Source organism: Haloarcula sp. 1CSR25-25 (assembly GCF_032027985.1).
In the GTDB taxonomy this organism is placed as follows: Archaea; Halobacteriota; Halobacteria; order Halobacteriales; family Haloarculaceae; genus Haloarcula.
In genome coordinates, this window is record NZ_JAHYBW010000013.1 from 41,323 (window position 1) to 61,115 (window position 19,793).

Annotated in this window: 15 protein-coding genes and 1 pseudogene; 12 read left to right on the forward strand and 4 right to left on the reverse strand. The window is 54.8% G+C overall.

The window, feature by feature from the left end:
- Together fdhF and KZ498_RS23470 are read right to left on the reverse strand one after the other, a co-directional pair.
- Entirely contained in the window at window positions 1-3,312 is a 3,312-nt protein-coding gene (gene fdhF / locus KZ498_RS23465; RefSeq protein WP_312622030.1) for a formate dehydrogenase subunit alpha, read from the reverse strand.
- Window positions 3,309-4,832, reverse strand: a complete 1,524-nt coding sequence (locus tag KZ498_RS23470) for an NADH-ubiquinone oxidoreductase-F iron-sulfur binding region domain-containing protein (protein ID WP_312622108.1) — start codon at window positions 4,830-4,832, stop codon at window positions 3,309-3,311. Before KZ498_RS23470 ends, fdhF begins: the two co-directional genes overlap by 4 nt.
- Window positions 4,833-5,789: 957 nt before the next feature.
- Between KZ498_RS23470 and panB the strand changes: the two genes are divergently transcribed.
- From panB to KZ498_RS23485, 3 genes are all read left to right on the forward strand, one after another.
- Complete coding sequence (gene panB / locus KZ498_RS23475; RefSeq protein ID WP_312622032.1) at window positions 5,790-6,623, forward strand: 3-methyl-2-oxobutanoate hydroxymethyltransferase; 834 nt, start codon at window positions 5,790-5,792, stop codon at window positions 6,621-6,623.
- Between the two features lie 59 nt (window positions 6,624-6,682).
- Window positions 6,683-8,644, forward strand: a complete 1,962-nt coding sequence (locus tag KZ498_RS23480; protein ID WP_312622033.1) for an archaea-specific SMC-related protein — start codon at window positions 6,683-6,685, stop codon at window positions 8,642-8,644.
- Between the two features lie 129 nt (window positions 8,645-8,773).
- The gene (locus tag KZ498_RS23485) at window positions 8,774-9,067 is read left to right on the forward strand and encodes a hypothetical protein (RefSeq protein ID WP_312622035.1); all 294 of its coding nucleotides are present in this window, start codon (window positions 8,774-8,776) and stop codon (window positions 9,065-9,067) included.
- Between the two features lie 71 nt (window positions 9,068-9,138).
- On the opposite strand, the gene KZ498_RS23490 is transcribed toward KZ498_RS23485, so the two are convergent.
- Complete coding sequence (locus tag KZ498_RS23490; protein ID WP_312622037.1) at window positions 9,139-9,546, reverse strand: helix-turn-helix domain-containing protein; 408 nt, start codon at window positions 9,544-9,546, stop codon at window positions 9,139-9,141.
- Between the two features lie 121 nt (window positions 9,547-9,667).
- Between KZ498_RS23490 and KZ498_RS23495 the strand changes: the two genes are divergently transcribed.
- The 5 genes from KZ498_RS23495 (at window position 9,668) to KZ498_RS23515 (ending at window position 12,941) form a co-directional block, all read left to right on the forward strand.
- A complete protein-coding gene (locus KZ498_RS23495; RefSeq protein ID WP_312622038.1) occupies window positions 9,668-10,243 on the forward strand; it encodes a hypothetical protein in 576 nt (191 codons plus the stop codon).
- A 147-nt stretch (window positions 10,244-10,390) separates the two neighbouring features.
- Window positions 10,391-10,645: a hypothetical protein gene (locus KZ498_RS23500; RefSeq protein ID WP_312622039.1), complete on the forward strand. Its 255-nt coding sequence runs from the start codon at window positions 10,391-10,393 to the stop codon at window positions 10,643-10,645.
- Window positions 10,646-10,794: 149 nt separating this feature from the next.
- Complete coding sequence (locus KZ498_RS23505) at window positions 10,795-11,355, forward strand: hypothetical protein (RefSeq protein ID WP_312622040.1); 561 nt, start codon at window positions 10,795-10,797, stop codon at window positions 11,353-11,355.
- A gap of 1 nt (window position 11,356) precedes the next feature.
- The gene (locus KZ498_RS23510; RefSeq protein ID WP_312622041.1) at window positions 11,357-12,217 is read left to right on the forward strand and encodes a hypothetical protein; all 861 of its coding nucleotides are present in this window, start codon (window positions 11,357-11,359) and stop codon (window positions 12,215-12,217) included.
- A gap of 94 nt (window positions 12,218-12,311) precedes the next feature.
- Entirely contained in the window at window positions 12,312-12,941 is a 630-nt protein-coding gene (locus KZ498_RS23515; protein WP_312622042.1) for a hypothetical protein, read from the forward strand.
- A gap of 512 nt (window positions 12,942-13,453) precedes the next feature.
- Here the strand turns inward: KZ498_RS23515 and KZ498_RS23520 are convergent.
- Window positions 13,454-14,714: pseudogene (locus KZ498_RS23520) on the reverse strand (RNA-guided endonuclease InsQ/TnpB family protein).
- A gap of 306 nt (window positions 14,715-15,020) precedes the next feature.
- Between KZ498_RS23520 and KZ498_RS23530 the strand changes: the two are divergent.
- The 4 genes from KZ498_RS23530 (at window position 15,021) to KZ498_RS23545 (ending at window position 19,788) form a co-directional block, all read left to right on the forward strand.
- Window positions 15,021-16,649 (forward strand): ATP-dependent DNA helicase, encoded by a 1,629-nt coding sequence (locus KZ498_RS23530; protein WP_312622046.1) that lies wholly within the window; start codon window positions 15,021-15,023, stop codon window positions 16,647-16,649.
- A gap of 150 nt (window positions 16,650-16,799) precedes the next feature.
- On the forward strand, window positions 16,800-17,246 hold the full coding sequence (locus KZ498_RS23535; RefSeq protein WP_312622048.1) for a hypothetical protein: 447 nt from the start codon (window positions 16,800-16,802) through the stop codon (window positions 17,244-17,246).
- A gap of 675 nt (window positions 17,247-17,921) precedes the next feature.
- The gene (locus KZ498_RS24815) at window positions 17,922-18,692 is read left to right on the forward strand and encodes a DNA polymerase sliding clamp (RefSeq protein ID WP_396276195.1); all 771 of its coding nucleotides are present in this window, start codon (window positions 17,922-17,924) and stop codon (window positions 18,690-18,692) included.
- Window positions 18,693-18,888: 196 nt separating this feature from the next.
- The gene (locus KZ498_RS23545; protein WP_312622053.1) at window positions 18,889-19,788 is read left to right on the forward strand and encodes a hypothetical protein; all 900 of its coding nucleotides are present in this window, start codon (window positions 18,889-18,891) and stop codon (window positions 19,786-19,788) included.
- Window positions 19,789-19,793 lie beyond the last annotated feature (5 nt).

Below are 19,793 nucleotides of genomic sequence, written 5' to 3' on the forward strand. Positions count from 1 at the left end.
TCAGTCGTCGCCCGCACCTCGCTTCCGGACCTGTTTCCCGCCGGCGTCCGGCGTCTGAAGCACCGTCTCGTCCGTCTCCGGCCCCAGTACGTCCACCCGCACGCTCGATACTTTGTACTCCGGGATGCCGGCCGTGGGATCGAACGTTTCGCCGGTGAGCTTGTTCACCGCACCCGCGGCGAAGTGCATCGGGATGAACAGCGTCCCCGGGCCGACCCGTTCGGTGACCTGGGCCTTGACGACGATGTCGCCCCGGCGGGATTCCACGCGGACGTACTCGCCGTCACTGATGCCGAGTTTCTCGGCCGTCTCGGGATGGACCTCGACGAAGCTCTCGCCGACGTGGCTCATCAGCCCCTCGACGCGGCGGGTAATCTGGCCAGTGTGCCAGTGGTACAGCACGCGCCCGGACGTAAGTGTCAGCGGGTACTCCTCGTCCGGAATCTCGCCGGGGTGTCCGCCGTCGGCGGGGACGAAGCGGGCCTTTCCGTCCTCGAAGTTGAACTCCCCGTCCTCGTAGTCATAGAGGTACGGCGTGCCCGCGTGGTCCTCGTCCCAGCAGGGCCACTGCAGGCCGTGCTGGTCGCCGGATTCGAGCCGGTCGTACGTGACGCCGCCGTAGATAGGCGCAAGGGAGTTGATCTCGTCCATGACCTCCCGCGGATGGTCGTACTCCCAGTCGTAGCCCAGTCGACGGGCCAGCGCCTGCGTGATCTCCCAGTCCTGGCGGGCCTTGCCCGGCGGCTCGGACGTGGGGCGGACCCGCTGGATGCGTCGCTCGGTGTTGGTGAACGTTCCGTGTTTCTCCGGCGAAGTCGCCGCGGGCAGCACCACGTCGGCGTAGTCTGCCGTCTCGGTCATGAAGATGTCCTGGACGACGAGGAACTCCAGGTCTTCCAGGGCCTCGGCGGCGTGCTGGATGTCCGGCTCCGAGAGGGCGGGGTTCTCGCCGACGACGTACATCCCCCGGAGGTTCCCCGCGTGAGCCTCGGCGAGCATCTCCGGAACTTTGAGTCCGGGTTCCTCGGGCGGTCGCTCGCCCCAGGCGTCGGCGAACTTCTCGCCGACCGCGTCGTCTGCCGGGTTCTGATAGCCAGGGAGGCTCCCCGGCAGGGTGCCCATGTCGCCACCGCCGCCCTGGACGTTGTTCTGGCCGCGGAACGGCGAGAGGCCCGCGCCGGGCTTGCCGACCTGCCCCAGCACGAGCGCGAGGTCGGCCATCGCGATGAGGTTCTCCGTGCCGTGGCTCTGCTGGGTCATCCCCATCGCCCAGCCGAACACGACGCTGTCGGCCGCGGCGAGGGTTTCGGCCGCCGAGGCGAGTTCCTCCGGCGAGACGCCCGCCAGTTCCTCGACCCTCTCGGGGGTAAAGGCCTGGACTTTCTCCCTGACGTCCTCGAAGTTCTTCGTGTTGCGCTCGATGAAGGCCTCGTCGTGGAGGTCGTTCTCGATGATGTAGCGAATCAGGCCGTTGAGCCAGGCCACGTCGTAGCCGGGGGTGGTCCGGGTGTACTGGTCGGCGTGTTCGGCGATGCCGACCTTCCGCGGGTCGAACACGACCAGATCGGCCCCCTCGCGGACGTTCTGTTTGATGCGGGTGGCCAGCACCGGGTGGGATTCGGTCGTGTTGGAGCCGCTGATGAGGTAGGCGTCGGCTTCGCCGATGTCCTCGTTGATGCGGTTGGTCATCGCGCCGTAGCCAAGCGTCTGCTGGAGCGCGGCGACCGTCGAGGAGTGACAGAGCCGGGCGCAGTTGTCGATGTTTTTCGTCCCAAGGACCTGCCGGGCGAACTTCTGGACGAGGTAGGCCTCCTCGTTGCTGCCTTTCGAGGAGGCGAGACAGCCAAGCGAGTCGATGCCGTGGTCGTCCTGAATCTCGGTGAAGCGCTGGGCGACGTAATCGAGGGCTTCGTCCCAGGTCGTCGCTTCGAGGTCGCCGTCGTCGTTGCGGATGAGCGGCTCGGTGACCCGTTGCTCGCTGTTGGCGAACTCGTGGCCGAACTTCCCTTTCACGCAGGTCGAGAAGTTGTTCGCGGGCGCGTCGTCGGGGTCGTCGACCGGGACGACGCCGAGCGAGTCGCCGTCCTTGCCCCACATTTCGAAGCGACAGCCGACGGCACAGAACCCGCAGGTCGTCTCCTGCTTGTCGATTTTCGAGAGGCGGTAGTCGCTGACCACGCTTGCGATGTCGAACAGGCGGCCTTCGGGCATCGTGTTCGCGGAGATGCTCTCGGCGGTGTGTTCGCCGGCGAGGAACGCTTTCTTGCCGTAGTCCTTGGCGAGGTCGCCGGCCCGGCGTTTGGCTTGCGAGGCAAACCTGGCGAGGCCGGTCTTCTCTTTCGCCGCCCTGGGGTCGCCGGGTTCGAATCCGCGGTTGGGGGCGGTGGTGTCGTCGATAGTTTCGGCGTCCTCGTGTTCGATGACGGTCCCGATAGAGTTGCGCTGGGTGAAGCCCGGCAGCGGGAGCGTTGCAGCGCCGCCGATACCCTTCTCGGTCAGCGAGCCGGTGGGACAGACGGTGGCGCAGTGGCCACAGGAGACACACTCGGAGTCGTGCATGGTCTGGGCGTCGGACTGGAAGCCGATACGGGTGTCCTCGCCGTGGCCCTCGATGCAGAGGACGCCCTCGACCTGGACGTCGTTGCAGGCGTCGACACAGCGGTTACAGAGGATGCACTTGTTGCGGTCGATCTGGATGAACGAGGAGGTGTCGTCGATGGGTTCGTACTGGTCGCGTTCGTCGAAGACACCGTAGCGGGGGTGGTCGACGCCCTCGCTGATGGCGGCGTCCTGCAACTCACAGCGGCCGTTGCCGTTGCAGGTGGTACACCGGAGGTTGTGATTCGAGAGCACCAGGTCGAGGTTGACGCTGCGGGCCTCTTGGGCGTCTGGGGTGTCCGTCGAGACGGTGAGACCGTCCTCGGCGGGGAACGAGCACGACGGAACGAGGCCGTGCTGTTCGGTCTCGACCATGCAGGTCCGGCACTCGCTTCGCGGGCCTATTTCGTCGCTACAGTCGCCTTCACGGTCGTAGTAACACAGCGCCGGCACATCGGCGTCGTCTTCGACGCCCTCGGCACCGGGGTCGACGCTGACGATATCATCGTCGAGGTCCTGCAACGCGTCGATGATGGTCGAGCCCGGGGCAACGGTGACTGGCTCCCCGTCGACTGTCAGCGTCGTCGGTTCGCCGGTATCCGTTCCGACGCCGGGGTCGTTTGCGGTTCCGGTCTCGAACTCTTGGGTGACTGGCGTCTCCGGCTGTGGGTCGTGTAGGTCGGGAACGCGTGGGATCGATTTGTCAGTACTCATAGTTTCTCCGTGCAGGTGCCGGCCGGACAGCGACCGTTCGTGTGAGCGCGGAACTCGGGTTCGAACTCGTCGATGGCGGTGGTTACTGGCCGTGGCGCGTGTGCGCCGATCTGGCAGTTGCTCGACTGGCGCATCACCCGTCCCAATTCGCGTATCTTGTCGCTCTCGAAGGAGCCGTCGTATACGTCACGTAGCAGTTCGGTGAGCTGTTTCGTCCCCTCACGCCCGGGGACGCAGCGGCCGCTGTTCTCCGTGGCGGCGAACCGGGCGCGCTCACCGGCTGTCGCAAGCGCGCATCGGTCAGCGTTCAACAACTCTACGACACCATCCGTGCCGAGATCCGCGGCACGCAGCGACTGAGCGGTCGGAGTGATATCCAGATCACGGATGAAGCCCCCGAGAATACCGCCGACACAGGCCATTTTGTATGTTCCTTCCATATCGATGGCATTGCGCACCGTAGCGATGGTACTCTCAGAGGGCAGTTCGATGATCACCGGAGCAGTCACATCGCCGGTGACCGTGAAAAGTCGCGTTCCTGGGTCGGTAGCGTCGGAATCGTACATATCTGGGTCAGCGAGTATCCGGTGAATGTGAGCGAAGGTTCGGGGAGTATGGATGACTGTCGATCGACCATAGAGACCGTGTTCAGCCGGGGTCGGAGGCTGGAGGCGGGGTTCGATACGATCCGCGCCTTCCAGCGCTTCAAGCGCCGCCGTTGGTTCGCCGGTATAATATTCATCGGGGCCAGCCGTCAGTTTGGGTACCACCGGGAGTACGTCGGCGGCCGCGTCGATAGCGTTCTGTACGTGCTGAGAGAGATGTGTGTCTGTCTCGTTCAGGTAGATAATAGCATCCTCGGCGCCAATGTACTCGGCGACCGCTGCGACGCCGTCAAGGACCGTCATAGGTGTGGCAGCAAGCAGTGTTCTGTCGACCTGTTGTCCATCGCGTGCTTCGTTTGCGTTAACAACAATAACCGGGTCACTGTCAGTTGTGCGTGCGGTTGCCCACATGTTACCGACTGGGTTGTTAGTAGCCATGTCCCCACGTCCACGGCCAAGCAAACCGACATCTGCCGCCAGTTCTGCCGTCGAAGATGTGGCAGTGAAGGTATGCTCAGCAGGGTTGAGTGGATCAACCCAGCCACAGGGACCCAAAATGAGTCGATATCCAACAGACAGTGGCCCCGTCTCCGGAACGGGAAGAGTCATAGTCTGTTGCTCATGCGTGGTGACAGCGTCTGCGTCTTTAGTAGGGAGGTCACCGTCAGCTAATACACCGATAACCGCTTGGACATCCGATGGTGATGGGTCTAAAAAGAACGCAGTACGCCCTCCAAGCGTTGCTAAGACAAGTAGCTCGTCCCGTGCGATTCCGGACGGACCCGTCCGACGGACTGGAATGTCGTCAGTTGCCTTCCGGGCTGTGGTCACCACCGTTTCGTCGTTCACTCTTACCGCGTCCGCTGAGACGCGGACAACAGGTGAGTGACTAACTGCACCTGTATCGCGTGCCATAGTCCAGGTACTCCCACTGTTGAGATAAAACCACCTCAAATAAGCCAGCTATGATGAGGTGCTTTGCATCCGCAACAAATCGATTTAATGTCCGAACATCTGCTGGAACCTGATCAGTAATTTCGTCATAGACCGTGATAGCTTGTCTACTAACGGGTTACATTATATAGCGTATTCTATATTGCCATTTCTGGATTAACCGATGTGATAGTAGATGAGCCATTAATCGGTTGCAGCGATACTTCCACTACTATTTAGTAAACGGTAATCGTTTACATAGTAGAAATACCAAAGCTTTCTATGGAAAAATAAAGTGGATTAAATATGAATATAAATATACTCGCAGAGTCTTCAGTTTAACCGAGGAAATAGATGAGCGTAAACATATTTTTATACAAACTGCTAACAGCCATCCACTGCCATATAATCAACCAGAAAAGTAGTAACCCGTATGCATATCAGCAGCGGAGCGCAACTGAGGTACTATTGTTCATCCAGGTCCTCGTTTGTCAAGCGTAGCCAGTGTGAGCGGCATCCAATACATCAGCTGTGACTGGCATCGGGATTCCTTTACTGTTTTATCACCGCCCAAGTCCGCCGAATGCATACGCGTCGGCTAATAAAATAACACACGTACAATTGTGATGGTTTGTAACATCTTGACATAGTCTTCGAAGAGAGATAGAACCTCTCCATTCTTGATTAAATACTAGCACGGGTACAGTACTTTCTATATTTATGACAGTGTGAATCCAAAGACGTACGCGAGTCAATGGATTACGGTGGCGATATATCATATCAGAAAGAACACTTTATATTGTTTACGGTATACGGATACTATTTACACTCCATTATATATGTGCTCATATAAAGTCAGATTAAACGAAAATAATACATGCCGAATAGCCCAATCGCAAATCTGCCAAATTTAAAGGCTAGTCGCACGGACTGACTCCTATGAGTCGCATGACAATTCCAGATATTCACGAGAAGTATGAACATGGGGAAAAACTAGCGATGCTGACTGCTTACGATGCTCCAATCGCTCGCCAAGTCGATAATAGCGGAGTGGATATGATTCTCGTAGGAGACAGTGCTGGAGATAATCACTTAGGGTATGATGACACACTTCAAATTACCCTCGAGGAGGCGTTATCGAATACAGCAGCCGTTGATCGGGCGGCTGAAAATGCAATGGTAATAGGAGATCTGCCGTTTCTGTCATACGGTTCTTCTATGGAAGAGTCAGTCAAGAACGCAGGTCGATTTATCAAGGAGGCCGGGGCTGATGCGGTGAAATTAGAAACACCGCCACACGGGACAACATCTATTGAAATAATTGATCGGCTCACAGAGCTTGGAATGCCGGTACAGGGACATATTGGGTTAACTCCGCAACGGATGAATCAAATCGGCGGTGGATACGTACAAGGTCGGGGAGACGAGAATTCGACCACTGTTGAGGCGCTTATTGATACAGCAGAACAAATCGAAGAGGCTGGAGCTTTTTCTCTGGTTCTTGAAGCCGTCACCGAAGAAACTGGGAAACGGATCGCTGAAGCTGTTGATATTCCGACCATTGGTATCGGAGCCGGGAGATATGTGGACGGTCAAGTACTAGTGATCACAGACGCGTTAGGTCTTAGCAAGGAATCATACCGTCTTTCGAAACAGTACGCTGACCTAAATTCGATAATATCTGATGCAGTAGAATCCTATGTGGATGAAGTTCAAAACGGGGTGTTTCCTGCTGCTGAGAACGCCTTCGATCCGATTGACAAAGACAAGTAGGCCCTCTCACAGAGAACCAGACATACAGATTTTAATACATAGAGATTCTTATTGGATGTATGTCAACCACTGAATCCATATCTGAAATAGCAGAATTTTCGGTCGAAAATATCGGCGGTATCGATAGCACCCAGGTTTCGATTCCCCCAGGAGTTACCGTTCTGACAGGTAAGAATGCGACTAACCGGACATCGTTTCTTCAATCCATCATGGCTGCCATGGGAAGCGATCAGGCGACACTCAAAGGCGACGCCGAAGAAGGGCACGTTCAACTCACACTCAACGGCGAGACCTACAAACGGACACTCACCCGCACAGGTGATTCAGTCTCTTTCGATGGCGACGGCTATCTCGACGATCCTGAAGTTGCGGAGCTCTTCGCGTTCCTCCTCGAAACCAACGAAGCGCGACGGTCAGTCGCCCGTAGTGACGACCTCCGCGAGATTATCATGCGCCCCGTCGATGTCGGCGATATTAAAAATAGAATCCGCGAATTAGAAGAGAGAAAGGATGAGATAAATGATAAACTATCTACTATCGAGGATAGACAAGCAGATATTCCTGAACTTGAACAACAGCGAACACAGATACAGGAACAGATACAGAACAAAAAAGACGAGTTGGAGCAGAAAGAAGATAAAATAGAGAAAAGTAACCGTGATATCGATACAGGTCGGCAGGAACAGGAAGAGTTAGAAGCGAAGCTCGACGAACTCCGCGCAACGCGCTCAGAACTTGAATCGACGCGCCGTCAGATCGAGACCCAAACCGAGAGTATCACGTCACTCAAACAAGAGCGAAGTGACCTTGAGGCCGATCTTGCGGACCTGCCCGAAACGCCGATGGGAGATCACCAACACCTCGAAACTGAAATTGAACAGCTCCGAGAAACGCGTCAAACCCTTAATTCACAAATATCGGACCTCCAGAGCCTCATCCAGTACAACGAAGAACGACTGGCAGAAGAGGACTACGAGGTACTCGAGACGCTCGATGTGGCCGAGCAGTCCGAGTCGAACGATTCGCCAACCGACGAACTGCTTGCTGACGGTGACGACGAACTCACGTGTTGGACGTGTGGCTCTATGGTCGAACGCGAGCAGATTGAGGACACCATTGAACGTCTCCAAGAACGCCGGCAGGAGTTGATGCAGGAACTTAACGAAGTCAAATCTGAACTTGAGGATCTAAAAACCACTCAGCGCGAGGCCAAACAACAGCAGAACCAGCGTGAGGAAATCGAGCGCAACCTCGCAGACATCGAAACTGAACTTGAGAGCCGCGAAGACCAACTTGAATCGCTCAAATCCGAACGTGGGGCACTCACCAACGACGTCGAATCACTCGAAGCCGAGGTCGACGATCTTGAATCCGAGGACTTCGACGAGGTGCTCTCGCTTCACAAAGAAGCCAATCAACTCGAGTTCGAACTCGACAGTCTCGAATCAGATCTCGAAGGCGTCTCCGAGGAAATCGAAGAGATCGAGGAAATGCTGGACCATGCCGAAGAGCTCCGAGAAGAACGTGAGGAGTTGGGTGACCAGTTGACCGATGAGCGGACAAAGATCGATCAGATCGAAGCCGAGGCGATCGAAGAATTCAACGAGCATATGGAGGCGATGCTGGAGATTCTGGACTACAAAAACCTCGACCGGATCTGGATCGAACGTGTCGAGCAGACAGTGCGTGAGGGGCGACGGAAAGTCGAGAAGACAGTGTTCGACCTCCATATCGTCAGGACGACGGAAAATGGAGCAGCCTACGAGGATACGATTGAACATCTGAGTGAGAGTGAGCGAGAGGTGACAGGACTGATTTTCGCACTGGCAGGCTATCTCGTCCACGATCTTCATGAGACGGTGCCATTCATGCTGGTGGATTCACTGGAAGCGATCGATTCAGACCGAATCGCTCAGCTTGTCGACTACTTCGAAGACTATGCTGAGTATCTCGTGGTCGCCTTGCTGCCCGAAGACGCACAGGCGCTCGACAATGACATCACTCGTGTTACTGCTATCTAACCCCCGTCAGTTCAAATCCTTATTCAGTAAATGAGAGGGGCATGAGTAACACTTGCAAGGTGGTGTAATCACTCACCGGTCAGATATGATATCCAGAGGTACTTGTACAAACACCCGGTAATAGTTAGTATGACAAGTGAGGACGAGCCGGTCCAACACTGTACGTTAGATGAACCGGCAGACCTCCGAGCGGCACTTGAGGAAGCCGCAATCGAATTTCTCGATGTCGATGATGATAAGACAGTCGTGATCTACCGAAGCGCAGTTCTCATTGTGAGGGCCACTGAGGGACATGCCACAAACGCGACGGCATTTACTGTCGAACTATGGGAACCACCAGCCGATGATTTTGAATATGAGCCCGACGAGCTTCTCACCACCTTCATCGACGAATTGATCCCACCGTTCGAAAGACCCCGTTGATAAACCCGGAACCCTATTTTGTGATCAAGATTGTCTGCAAACCCACACAGGATGTGAAAGAGAGCACGTCATTACTCGGGTCGCGGGGCCGTCTCATAACGTTTGATATCGTCTGTTTTCTCTACTCGGTCGTAGATCTCTCGGAGTGTATCCTGCGCCCGAAGGAGTTTGAACTCTTCGAGGAACTGCCGACCGCTGCTACTAATCCCGTAGAACTTGTATGGCAGGTCATTCTGACGCTGGTCTTCCGGCAGGAGCACTTCCTGAACGATATCGGCATCAACGAGCTGCTGAAGATGCTGGCGAATCGTCGTCCGACTCTTGCTCGGATTGACGTAGTCAAGTTCCTTCAGCGTCGGTAGTCCCGACGGATGGCCAAGGATGTCCTGGAGGAGCGCGAATCGTGTCTCCTGAGTCACAACATTGAGCCGCTTCCGAACGGACTCAAGGTCACTCGGTGGCTGATCGGAGGTACTCATTACTTTGTTGTTCGGGTAGTACGTGCAAAAGTATTTCGTCTGTAAGCGTATCGGTCTAATACGATGTGGTCACTGAAGTGTTCGCCACATTGAAGCAGGATACGGGATAAGTCACGCTCGAATGAGTGAGAATCCAGTCACTGTCGACGAACTCGCCGAGAAAGCAGACGAATATCTCCACGAGACCTCACTCACGCCGGAAGAGTACGAAGCGCTCAAACAGAGTGTTGCTGAGCTCACGCCAATCTTCTCAGCAGAGAATTCATATTTTGTCCTTGGAAGCTACGGGAAACCCGAAATCCGTCGTCTCCAGCTCGTGAAAGATCGTTTCAACCGGCAGCCCGGTGCGTACGCATTCCTGATGGTCGACATTCGGAGCGAGTGGACGAACACCTATCTCAAGTTCCGGCTGCTCGCTGATTACACGGATATTATTGTAGGCGTTGCCGAACACGCCCAGGGTGGCTTCCTCGTCGAGCAAGGCTACTTCACTGCCCGTGAAGAGTACTTTTCGAAAACACACTTGTTCAAACGCCAATACGAAACGCTTGATCTGGCAAAAGTTGATACCGGAGTCACAAGTGAGAATCCGTATAGCGGGATGCAGACAACTATTTTCGAGATGTTAGACGACGGTAACCGATTATGTCGGTGGACCACTGAAGAGGACCTCGTTGAGTGTGCCGATAATCTCTGATTCGAGGTTAATAGCGTGGTTCAAGCAGGTAGAGAGCCTGCAGCCCCTTCAGCGACGGATTAGCGGAGTCAACGATATCGAGGCAAACCTCTACCTTCTCGGTCAATTGTATTGAGTAGCTGTCGCTGGCGTAGCAGGTTCTAAGTCATGAGCAACTATCCAGCTGGTGCTGAGTCAGATCCTCGAGCACCGTACAATCAACCTCCCGCTCCAGAATGTCGTGACTGTGGAGAGATTATCGGTCAGGAAGAAGACCACAAGCACGGATGCCTGAACGAGGGGATGTGTGCGGGAGAGATGTACCGGCAGCGCGAAGAAGATGCAAAGATCGAGCGGGCGGAACGGCGTATGGAAGAACAGCGGATTCAGTCCCACATTGAGAACGAGGGGGATTCCAAATGAGTTCTGTCAGTAGGGAGCATGCCACCTCATCATCAGGCACCGCCCAGTCGGGTGAATCATCCTGTCTTCGGCTCCGTCTCAACCATCCGAAAAATTACGTTGGTGTCCCTGTAGCTATCGCTGCTCCAGGAGATACTGGGAGCCTTGTAATGGGGAATCTCACAGCTATGGCCGGCGCAGCGAAACTCGGGGCACGGGCGTTCGGCCTCATCGATACCGATGGAGAAGTGACGTCCTGGGGTTGGGAACTCCTAGAAGAGGTTCTCGGGCAGACCCACCCTGATACGTATCTCGAAGAGTTGAGAGACCTGCAGAACAGCAGAGGGCGGTTTATCGAGCAGCGGCCCGAATGGGACGGGTTCGGAGAAACAGTTGCCCGACGGTATAATGGGACCGAGCCAGTTATCGAGATCCTTCAGCAATCTGGGCCAGTAACACTGCCCGAACTCGTCTCTCGGTTAGCGGAAGACCACTGGGGTATTGCCTCACAACTCTTTCTGAAAGACACCGTAGCCGATAGCCCAGACGGGCTCACAGACGACCTCTTGGAAGACTCGAAGTCTTATCGTGGGGCGGGAGTGTGCCAGTTCAAAGGAGTGCTCTACCACTTCGGGGTAGTCACCATGCCAGGTTCCTCAACGGATTATCTAGACCCTGGTGCTGAACTCTGGGAGCTTGAGCCCCACATCGACGACTGGAGGGGGGCCTGAGATGTTCCAAGAATTAGCGAACAAGATGGAAATCATCGGTGCGAACACCAACGTGAAGGTTTTTGCTGTCTCTGTCTGCGACCGATATTTCTACCCGTATGCGCTGGGCCACAGCGGATACGTCACTGACCGACATCGGAACGCCTGCTATGAACTGATAGTGGACAGTGACAAGAACAATCTCGCGGTGGACAATGCAGACGTCATCGAGAAAGCAATCGAAGTCAATGCCGACTCAGTTATTCCAAAGGACTACGTCTCCAAGCCGTACGAGACACACGAGTCGGTCAAAGAGTTCATCTCACTCTATCAGGAGTCAGAGTGTCAGGCTCAGCCATATATCGTGCTCCAGCCGCCCTACAAGGAGATATATACCGAGTTTGAGGCCTTCTACAGTCAGTTCAACCACTTCGCCCTTGGCGGTCTCCAATCACTCAGCTCGCCCGAGATGCAAGTTCAGGAGATTAACCGGTTCCACGAGGTTGCTCACAATGACGTCACCGTCCACGGGTTCGGAGTGGGCACCTCAGTCGAAATTATCCGAGCCTGTCGAAATAACCGGGACTTCCTTGACTCTCTAGACATTGGAACGCCTGAGTTGTCGATTAAGAATGATGCGATCATCGACGCTGAAATGGAGCAGTTCGATTTCCGCGTCCCCAAAGGAGACAAAAGTTCGACGATCAGAGGGCAATTTGCAGAGGCGATGCTGTATCTCTTGAACTACGTTCTGTCCCCACTTCCCAATGAGGGATTCATCGAGGAATTTTATGGGTACGAAACCGTTGAAGAGGCGATGACCGAACAGGGTGAACTCTCTCAGTTTACCGACGAAACGACTGCTCGAAACGTGTTTAGCTAATTCATTAGCAAAACTTGCAGCCACGGCAGTCAGCCAACATCATCTACAGCAACCGGTACTGGCCCAAAGTATTGCGTCTGGTGCAGAGTGACCTATGGATACATCCAGTTCTGAATCAGAGACAGAGGAACTGCCACGAAGCAATGTTCCGGACTCAGAGGCAGAAGCAGTCTCTGAACTGCTACGGAAAATAGGCGAAGGAGAAGTTGACCCACAAGAACTACTCAAACGTGTTTGCCACGAGCCAGATTCCAAGGCTCGGGTGGATGAACCCGACGAAGACCAAATATCAACCCTCGCAAACATCGCCCTCGAAAAATTAGAACGCACCGGCGACGTTACGCGGGCAGTCTCAATTGCACTCAGAGAGCACGAAGAGGATATCGACGGCGATCGGGAACAGGTCATGGGCCAAGTGGCGCAGAAAGTTCACGAAAGCCTTCCAGACCAGTTCGAATATGAACGCGTCTATCACACCAGCCTTGGTATGGGAATCGCAGTCGAAACAGGATGCCCCGAGTGCGGCCACGATAAGGTGTTCAACGGGTCAGTCACCCACAGTCCTGCTCAATTTGTCGCAATGACGGTTGACGAAACCGACTTACAGAATGTAGACGAGAGTGCCGTCGATGAAAGTACGTCGCTATGTTTCATCGACGACGCAGACGTGTCTATTGACCACCTCACATGTGGAGTGTGTGGTGCAGTTCTCGAAGTGGAATGAATTGTCCCTCTTTCGGAAGTCCCTAGTCGTCTGCAGCTCCCTCCTGTTGGGGCGGTCCCCGAGGTATATGCTGTAACCTCCCCGTTGACGGTGATCTCGTCTGTAGAAACGCTGTAACGACCGAACTGTCTAATTTTATTGGATATGCGTTCTGTATTCAGTTCTCTGCTACAGTGAATCCATGGCGCAGTTGACAATCACCAGTGGCCAATCGTCCAGTGGCGGAGCAACAGCACAACCTTCCGGGTCAGGAGATGACACGGATAGTCCCCGGCACTTCGTCGAGTATCTGGATGTAAACTCGATGCGACCGATTCGCGGTCTCGCAGCGACTCTTCACACAAAAGCGGAGGTTGAGAAATACATCGAGGCTGAAGAAGCCCGCTGGAATAGAGATGCAGTCCTTCGCATTCTCCGCAGGCGTCTTGAAGAAGTAGATTGACCCCCTCCTGCGCCTGAAGACGCAGGAATCCCGACCGCACCGCAAGCGTTGGGATATTAGGGTTTGCGCGTCACTCGGCGGTTGCTCGCGGTTGGAATCCGCAAGTCCGGCTGAACTGAATGACGCGAGGCTGGGCCAAACAGCCGTTACCGCTATCCCCCAAAGGAGGAGTCACGGGTAGCGTTTTCTGTCTGATGTTATCGGCTCCGTTCACGTCGCTATGGGCGACCACATTACAGCGGTCGCACTTCCACAGTCCACGTTCAACACGGCTGTCGTCATCCTCGTGTCCGCACACGCTACACGACGATGACGTACCGTGTTCGTCGGGCATTTCAACCTCAATGCCACGCCCTCTGGCCTTGTAGTCGATGAGGTTCATCAACCGCTTGTACGCCCAGTTGTCCAGACGCTTGTTGCCGTGTCTCCCCCAGCCATCGTCGTCTACACCACTCGGGTCGCCCACGACGAGCGTTCCAACGTTGTGGTCGACACACCGTTCCACGATGTCTTTCGACAGGGCGTGCAGGAAGTGGCCTTTCCGCCGTGAGAGCTTCTCACGCGCCCACTGTGCTTTCTGCGAGGGGCCACGAGGTCCTTCAGACTGGTATTCTTCCTGCTGGAAGTAGTGCTTGTCTTCGCGTAGTGTGTTGCCCGGATACAACAAGGCGTCGTCAGGAAATGCGACCGCGGCAGGGTTACAGATGCCGAGGTCAACGCCTGCGGTTTTCTTGCCGGGCGACTCTGCGGTAATTTCCGTCTCACAGACGACGTGTAACTCCCAACGACTCTTGATGCTGTTGTAGACAGAACGCACCTGCTGGATATTTCCCAATTCAACAGCAGGCGGCGTCTCATATTCACAGAGGATGAAATCGTGTCCGTCTTTGTGGATTTTACCTTTGCTCAGACGGATTCTCTCGTGTTTGGTATCGTGGCGAATACCTTTTTTCTTCCACGTCACCGTCGAGCGTGGATGTTCTTCGTGGACTCTGTTGCCATCGCTATCATAGTAGTTTTTTTTTGCGGTAACCCGGTGGGTTGTCCCGGTCGTCGTCGGAGCCAAACCACGAACTGTAGCTTTCAGAAAGCTCTTCGAGAACTTTCTGACTGGACTGTGAATGCAGTCCCTTGTATTTTGGATGGGTTTTCAGTTCGCGCTTGAGTTCTTTTTCGTCAGGAATTTTGCCGGTTTCGTCCCACTGTTGCCGGGCGTAGTAGTTAGCGACATTCCAGAGTTTGGATGCCGACCAGCCGTGTCTGTCGAGCGCACCAGCTACTTGCGAGTGGTTCTGGATACGACAGACGTAGGTGCGGCGTGTTGTCGGCATCCGTTATATATTGTTATGAGTTGCTTGCTTTTAAATATCATGGAATATCCAGCAGTAGTGTAGCCGGTGGATTGTTGCTCACCGTGTCGGCTTCATCACCCGCCTGTTCGTCACTCGGTTCCGACAGTCGTCGGAACACTCCCTCCTCACCGAAAGGCGGGTGTATTCGCCTTGATTCTCTATAACCCCACTCGAAAGCCAGCTCAATTGTCCGCTCTACAGGTAAATGATAGCGAAGAGCGTCTATCGGTTGTCACCGCTCAAAGCCGAGGAAATTTAACCCATCAAAATATTATACCTGATAGCGTGTTTCCCTCCCGGATTCATGAGGAGTTCCCCGCCCCAGGCTACCGGGGGGCTCAAGAACAAGCTCTCAATGACATTCAGGCCGCTTTCGCTGAGGGGGCCGATATAGTTCTCGTGCAAGCGCCCACTGGCAGCGGGAAATCCCTGCTCGCCAGAGCAATAGCGGGTTGTGCCCGCACCAGTGTCGAAAGCGAGGAAGAACAGTCATACGATGCATTCTATACGACTCCGCAAGTGTCGCAGTTGGACGACGTCGCTGACGACGATCTACTAGAAGACCTCTGCATCGTCAGGGGGAAGAATAACTACAACTGCATCCTTCCCGGCCAGACTGACACTCCAGTTAGTCGGGCAAAGTGCGTTCGAGAGTCAGGATTTGAATGTGATATAAAAAATCGCTGTCCCTATTTTACCGATCGGGCAACAGCGGCGGACAGCCGTATCGCAGCGATGACGCTGGCGTATTTTATGCAGACTGCCAATAGCGAGTTGTTCGGCAAGCGGGATGTCGTCGTAATCGACGAAGCCCACGGTCTCGGCAAGTGGGCAGAAATGTATGGGACAATCAGTCTCTCCCCGACGACAGTGCCTTTCTGGGAGCAAGTCGATGTTCCAGATATCAAAGGCCTCGAGCACGCCGTTCAGTTCTGCGAACATCTCTACTCTATCAGCGAACGGCGGCTTGATGAACTGAGCACCAAGGAAGTACTCAATAGCAAGGAGACAGCCGAGAGAGAGCAAATATATCGGCTGCGGGGAGACATCAGTTGGCTCACAGCAGACTTCAGGTCTGAGGATGGGGACACAGAATGGGTAGTAAATCAGCCAGACGACCACGGCCAGATATCGATCAAGCCACTCAATCCAGAACGATATTTGAAGCACACCATTTGGGACCGAGGGAACAAATTCGCTCTCCTGTCTGCGACGATACTCAACAAGGACGCCTTCTGCCGGAAAATGGGCCTCTCACCAAGCGACGTCGCGATGGTCAAAGTCCCGCATACGTTTCCTGTTGAAAACCGAATGCTGTACGACATTACCCAAGGGAAAATGACCTTGGATGACCGGGATGAGACGCTTCCAAAAATCGCCCAGGTAATTGCTCAGGTGATGCAGAAACACAGGGATACGAAAGGGCTCATCCATTGCCACTCATACGACATTCAGGCACAGCTGGCTGATAGACTGGCAGAACTCGGCGTTGAGGAGAGGGTTCGACAGCACAGGAAGGAGAACCGGGATGCCAAACTGGCAGACTGGAAAGCATCGGACGGCAACGACGTTTTCCTCTCGGTGAAGATGGAGGAAGCCCTCGACCTATCCGGCGACCTCGCTCGGTGGCAGGTAATCTGCAAGGCCCCTTATTTGAATACCGGCGACTCCGCCGTAGCGACGCGACTTGAAGACGGTCGGTGGAACTGGTACTATCGGAACGCTCTCGAAACGGTCATTCAAGCCTGCGGTCGTATCATCAGGACTCCCGATGACTACGGGGCGACGTACTTAGCTGATTCCTCACTGCTCGATGTGTTCGAGAATGCAGAGCACGATATGCCCCCGTGGTTCGAGGCTCAAGTCGAACGGATCAGCAAGCCGAATCTCCCACGAGTCGCGCCAGAGCAGTAGGTGTAGAGCCCCCTCGACAGTAGAGTTGGCCTTGATAGAACGGAATCGTATCCTCTGAACGCTTTTGTATTGAGTAGATAGCCTATACGGGCTAGTCTATAGCCGTGTTGATGGGGTTTCCGAACCGTACCACACAACTGATTCAAACCTATGAGTCTCTCAGAAATCGACACAGACGACAGTACCGACAGCGTTGTGACGTATAGACGCACTCAGGCCGTCCCCGCGAGTGTACTGAACGCTTTGGTGTACGTTCTAGGCTATCAGCAGTGGCTCTGTCCAAATGCTGACTGTGAGTACGCCTCAGATGCCCGGAAAATCTGCCAGGGCATCTACGCTGCCATCCTCATTACAAACGGCCAGTACGACAAGTCAAACCGGTATAGTTCGGAGCCGAACTGGGAACAGATTCGGGCTATACGGGAAAGTATCTTCAGCGACCATTTCTATTGTCCCGACCTGTTCGACGAACACATCGAGGAGGAGACCCCCGACAAGATGTTTGATGCAGTTGAAGCAGAACTCAGCGCTCATGGGCTCCTGCACGATATTCCTCCGGAGCGCGAGCAGTCGTACGTCCAGAGGAAGACCGAGTAGTGTACTCAATACCGAAGGCCGGTCTGGAAAGTATTGAGTGATCACGGCCGGAGTGAGGGGATTAGCAGTTGCTTGTGCTGGTCAGTCCACATCTGAATAGCCGCGATACGGTCGGATTGACGACTCCAATAAGAAGGTATTGGGCTGAGTAGCACAAGTGTGCAGTATTGCAGTTAGTTCAAGTGATTAGTTATGTCCACGAAATCAGCAGAAGCCGACAGTAGCACCGACACTCCATTCACCATCGACGAACTCCAGAACTCCATCGATATCCAGGCTTCGCCGGCGGGCGAACTCATCGAAGCCGTCAGCAGCTGGGCAGAACTCCGTGCGGGGATTTCGAACAGCCGAGACTGGGAAGAGATTGATGGAGTCGGTCCATCAACGGCTGAGAGCCTGAACGAAACCGACGCTGAAACCCTCCCCACTGGAGGCCCTGTTGGTCCGAGCGAACCGGCAGAACCAGACGTCGAGACCGATACCGAAGACGACGTCGATGGCGACGACGGTGAATCCAAAGAAGCGACCGAGTCGGACGACCAGGGCGATGAAGAGGAGAGCGACGCGGACAGTGAGGAGGATGCTGAAGTGGCCGAAGAAAGCGGTTCGGACGAGCAGGAAGAAGAGAGGGAGGAAGCCACAGACGAGCAGGAGGACGCAGACGACAGCAAGGGCCTGTATGACCTCCGTGAAACGCCCGCTCACTTCGAAGCGTCCATCGAGCTCTCCCGGTTGGAGAGTGTCTTCAAGACGGTGAACCGACTCGTCGACGAGGCCAAACTCCGTATCGGTGACGACCAGATCGCCATCCGGGCAGTTGATCCCGCAAACGTTGGGATGGTCGACCTCGACATGAGCACCCGAGCGTTCCAGAGCTATCAGGCAGATCCAGGTGTCATCGGCATCAACCTCAGCCGGATGGTCGATGTGCTCTCTGTCGGCAGTTCTGACGACACCGTGCATCTCGACCTCGATGTCGCATCGCGCAAACTGACGGTAACTGTCGATGGCCTCGAGTACACGCTGGCGCTCATCGACCCTGATTCAATCCGTCAGGAACCGACTATCCCTGACCTGCAGCTGGAGGGCGAAATCGAGATGCAGGCGAGCGTTCTGGACCGTGGAGTAACGGCCTCCGATATGGTTTCAGATCATATGGGACTCGCCTACAGCCGAAACGGAGCAAGCATCCATGCAGACGGCGACACCGACGACGTCGACTTGGACCTCACGAGCGTCGACGGTGTGGAGAGTATCAAAGCCAGTGGCGAGGGTGATTCGCTCTTCTCTCTGGACTACCTCAAGAAAATCAATCAGATGATCCCCAAGGGAGAAACTGCCCGAATCGAAATTGGCGATGACTTCCCAATCAAGATCTACTTCGGAGTTGCAGACTCCCATGCGGAAGTGGAGACGCTGCTCGCTCCGCGGATTCAGGCCGATTGAACATCGCCCACCAGTCGCAAGTCGTGAGTTCGCAAGCCACAGGTAGTCCTGCGCTGTCACTGTTCTCAGTTTAATGCCTTCGAAAATCGATACCGCTTCGGACGAAATGTTACGGTCCCTTTCGGTAGATACAGACAGTCCTGCTTTCAGTTCATTCCCAGTTTCGTTTCCAGATACTGAGCAGCGTGAAGACTTGATGAGTTCAGTGACATCACTGTTCGTCCAGACACTCACTCACAACTCTGATGAAGAGCTCACTCCCGAACAAAAGGAGTTCATTCGGGATTGGCTCCAGACTCAGGCTAGATTTCCAAAATATAGTTGGCGGAACACAGTTCTAATTCAAAGCCAACAGCCCTCAGCAACCTATATACAGAGTCCTGATACATGGAACGAGGCAGGGGCATCTATCAGGCGGGGTGAATCAGCAATCTGGATTTGGGAGCCTATCACTGGAAAGGCCTGCCCGAAGTGCGGGAATACAGCCAACTATCACAAGTCCGGGAAGGTGGACTGCCAAAACCACCTCGCGGGGTCACCGGAGTATTGGCCCGAAGGCGTTGTTGGTACACGGCCCAGTGCCTACTTCGACCAGTCCCAGGTTCAATCGTTTACTGGCCTGCCTCAGAAGTACAGTATTCCCCTCTCGTCGCTGTCTGCGGCTGTTGTAGAGCAGTTAGTGGAGCGATTAGTAGATGCGGACGAGTATGAACTGTCAACAGTCAAACCGTATGAAGCGAGTTTCGACGGGGGCGGTGAAATCACTCGCGACGTCATGACGTTCAAGCCCACCATCACAGTCAAAGATAGTAGACCCGGCATCAGATCCAGGGTCCTGATAAAATATCACCTGCTCAGCGCCCACTACGATGAGAAGGGAGAGCCAGCAGCCCGGCACCGCCTCGTGATGGAGTGCGTTGCAAAGGCAATCGCGATGGTTCTTGACCTCACCCCTCCAGACCGCACTCATCAACTTGCGACCCTCGGGAACACTGAATCCGAAGTCGAATCATCACTAACCCGAATCAGCAACCTCGTTGAATCATATCTGAGGCGGCTTCGGAACGCAGCACATAGTCGCAAAGAACAGTTCTGAATCCT

What these genes read in the sequence shown, in the direction of transcription:
- fdhF (WP_312622030.1), bottom strand. Translation starts at nt 3,312, where the DNA reads ATGAGTACTGACAAATCGATCCCACGCGTTCCCGACCTACACGACCCA.
- KZ498_RS23470 (WP_312622108.1), bottom strand. Translation starts at nt 4,832, where the DNA reads ATGGCACGCGATACAGGTGCAGTTAGTCACTCACCTGTTGTCCGCGTC.
- panB (WP_312622032.1), top strand. Translation starts at nt 5,790, where the DNA reads ATGAGTCGCATGACAATTCCAGATATTCACGAGAAGTATGAACATGGG.
- KZ498_RS23480 (WP_312622033.1), top strand. Translation starts at nt 6,683, where the DNA reads ATGTCAACCACTGAATCCATATCTGAAATAGCAGAATTTTCGGTCGAA.
- KZ498_RS23485 (WP_312622035.1), top strand. Translation starts at nt 8,774, where the DNA reads ATGACAAGTGAGGACGAGCCGGTCCAACACTGTACGTTAGATGAACCG.
- KZ498_RS23490 (WP_312622037.1), bottom strand. Translation starts at nt 9,546, where the DNA reads ATGAGTACCTCCGATCAGCCACCGAGTGACCTTGAGTCCGTTCGGAAG.
- KZ498_RS23495 (WP_312622038.1), top strand. Translation starts at nt 9,668, where the DNA reads ATGAGTGAGAATCCAGTCACTGTCGACGAACTCGCCGAGAAAGCAGAC.
- KZ498_RS23500 (WP_312622039.1), top strand. Translation starts at nt 10,391, where the DNA reads ATGAGCAACTATCCAGCTGGTGCTGAGTCAGATCCTCGAGCACCGTAC.
- KZ498_RS23505 (WP_312622040.1), top strand. Translation starts at nt 10,795, where the DNA reads ATGGGGAATCTCACAGCTATGGCCGGCGCAGCGAAACTCGGGGCACGG.
- KZ498_RS23510 (WP_312622041.1), top strand. Translation starts at nt 11,357, where the DNA reads ATGTTCCAAGAATTAGCGAACAAGATGGAAATCATCGGTGCGAACACC.
- KZ498_RS23515 (WP_312622042.1), top strand. Translation starts at nt 12,312, where the DNA reads ATGGATACATCCAGTTCTGAATCAGAGACAGAGGAACTGCCACGAAGC.
- KZ498_RS23535 (WP_312622048.1), top strand. Translation starts at nt 16,800, where the DNA reads ATGAGTCTCTCAGAAATCGACACAGACGACAGTACCGACAGCGTTGTG.
- KZ498_RS23545 (WP_312622053.1), top strand. Translation starts at nt 18,889, where the DNA reads ATGAGTTCAGTGACATCACTGTTCGTCCAGACACTCACTCACAACTCT.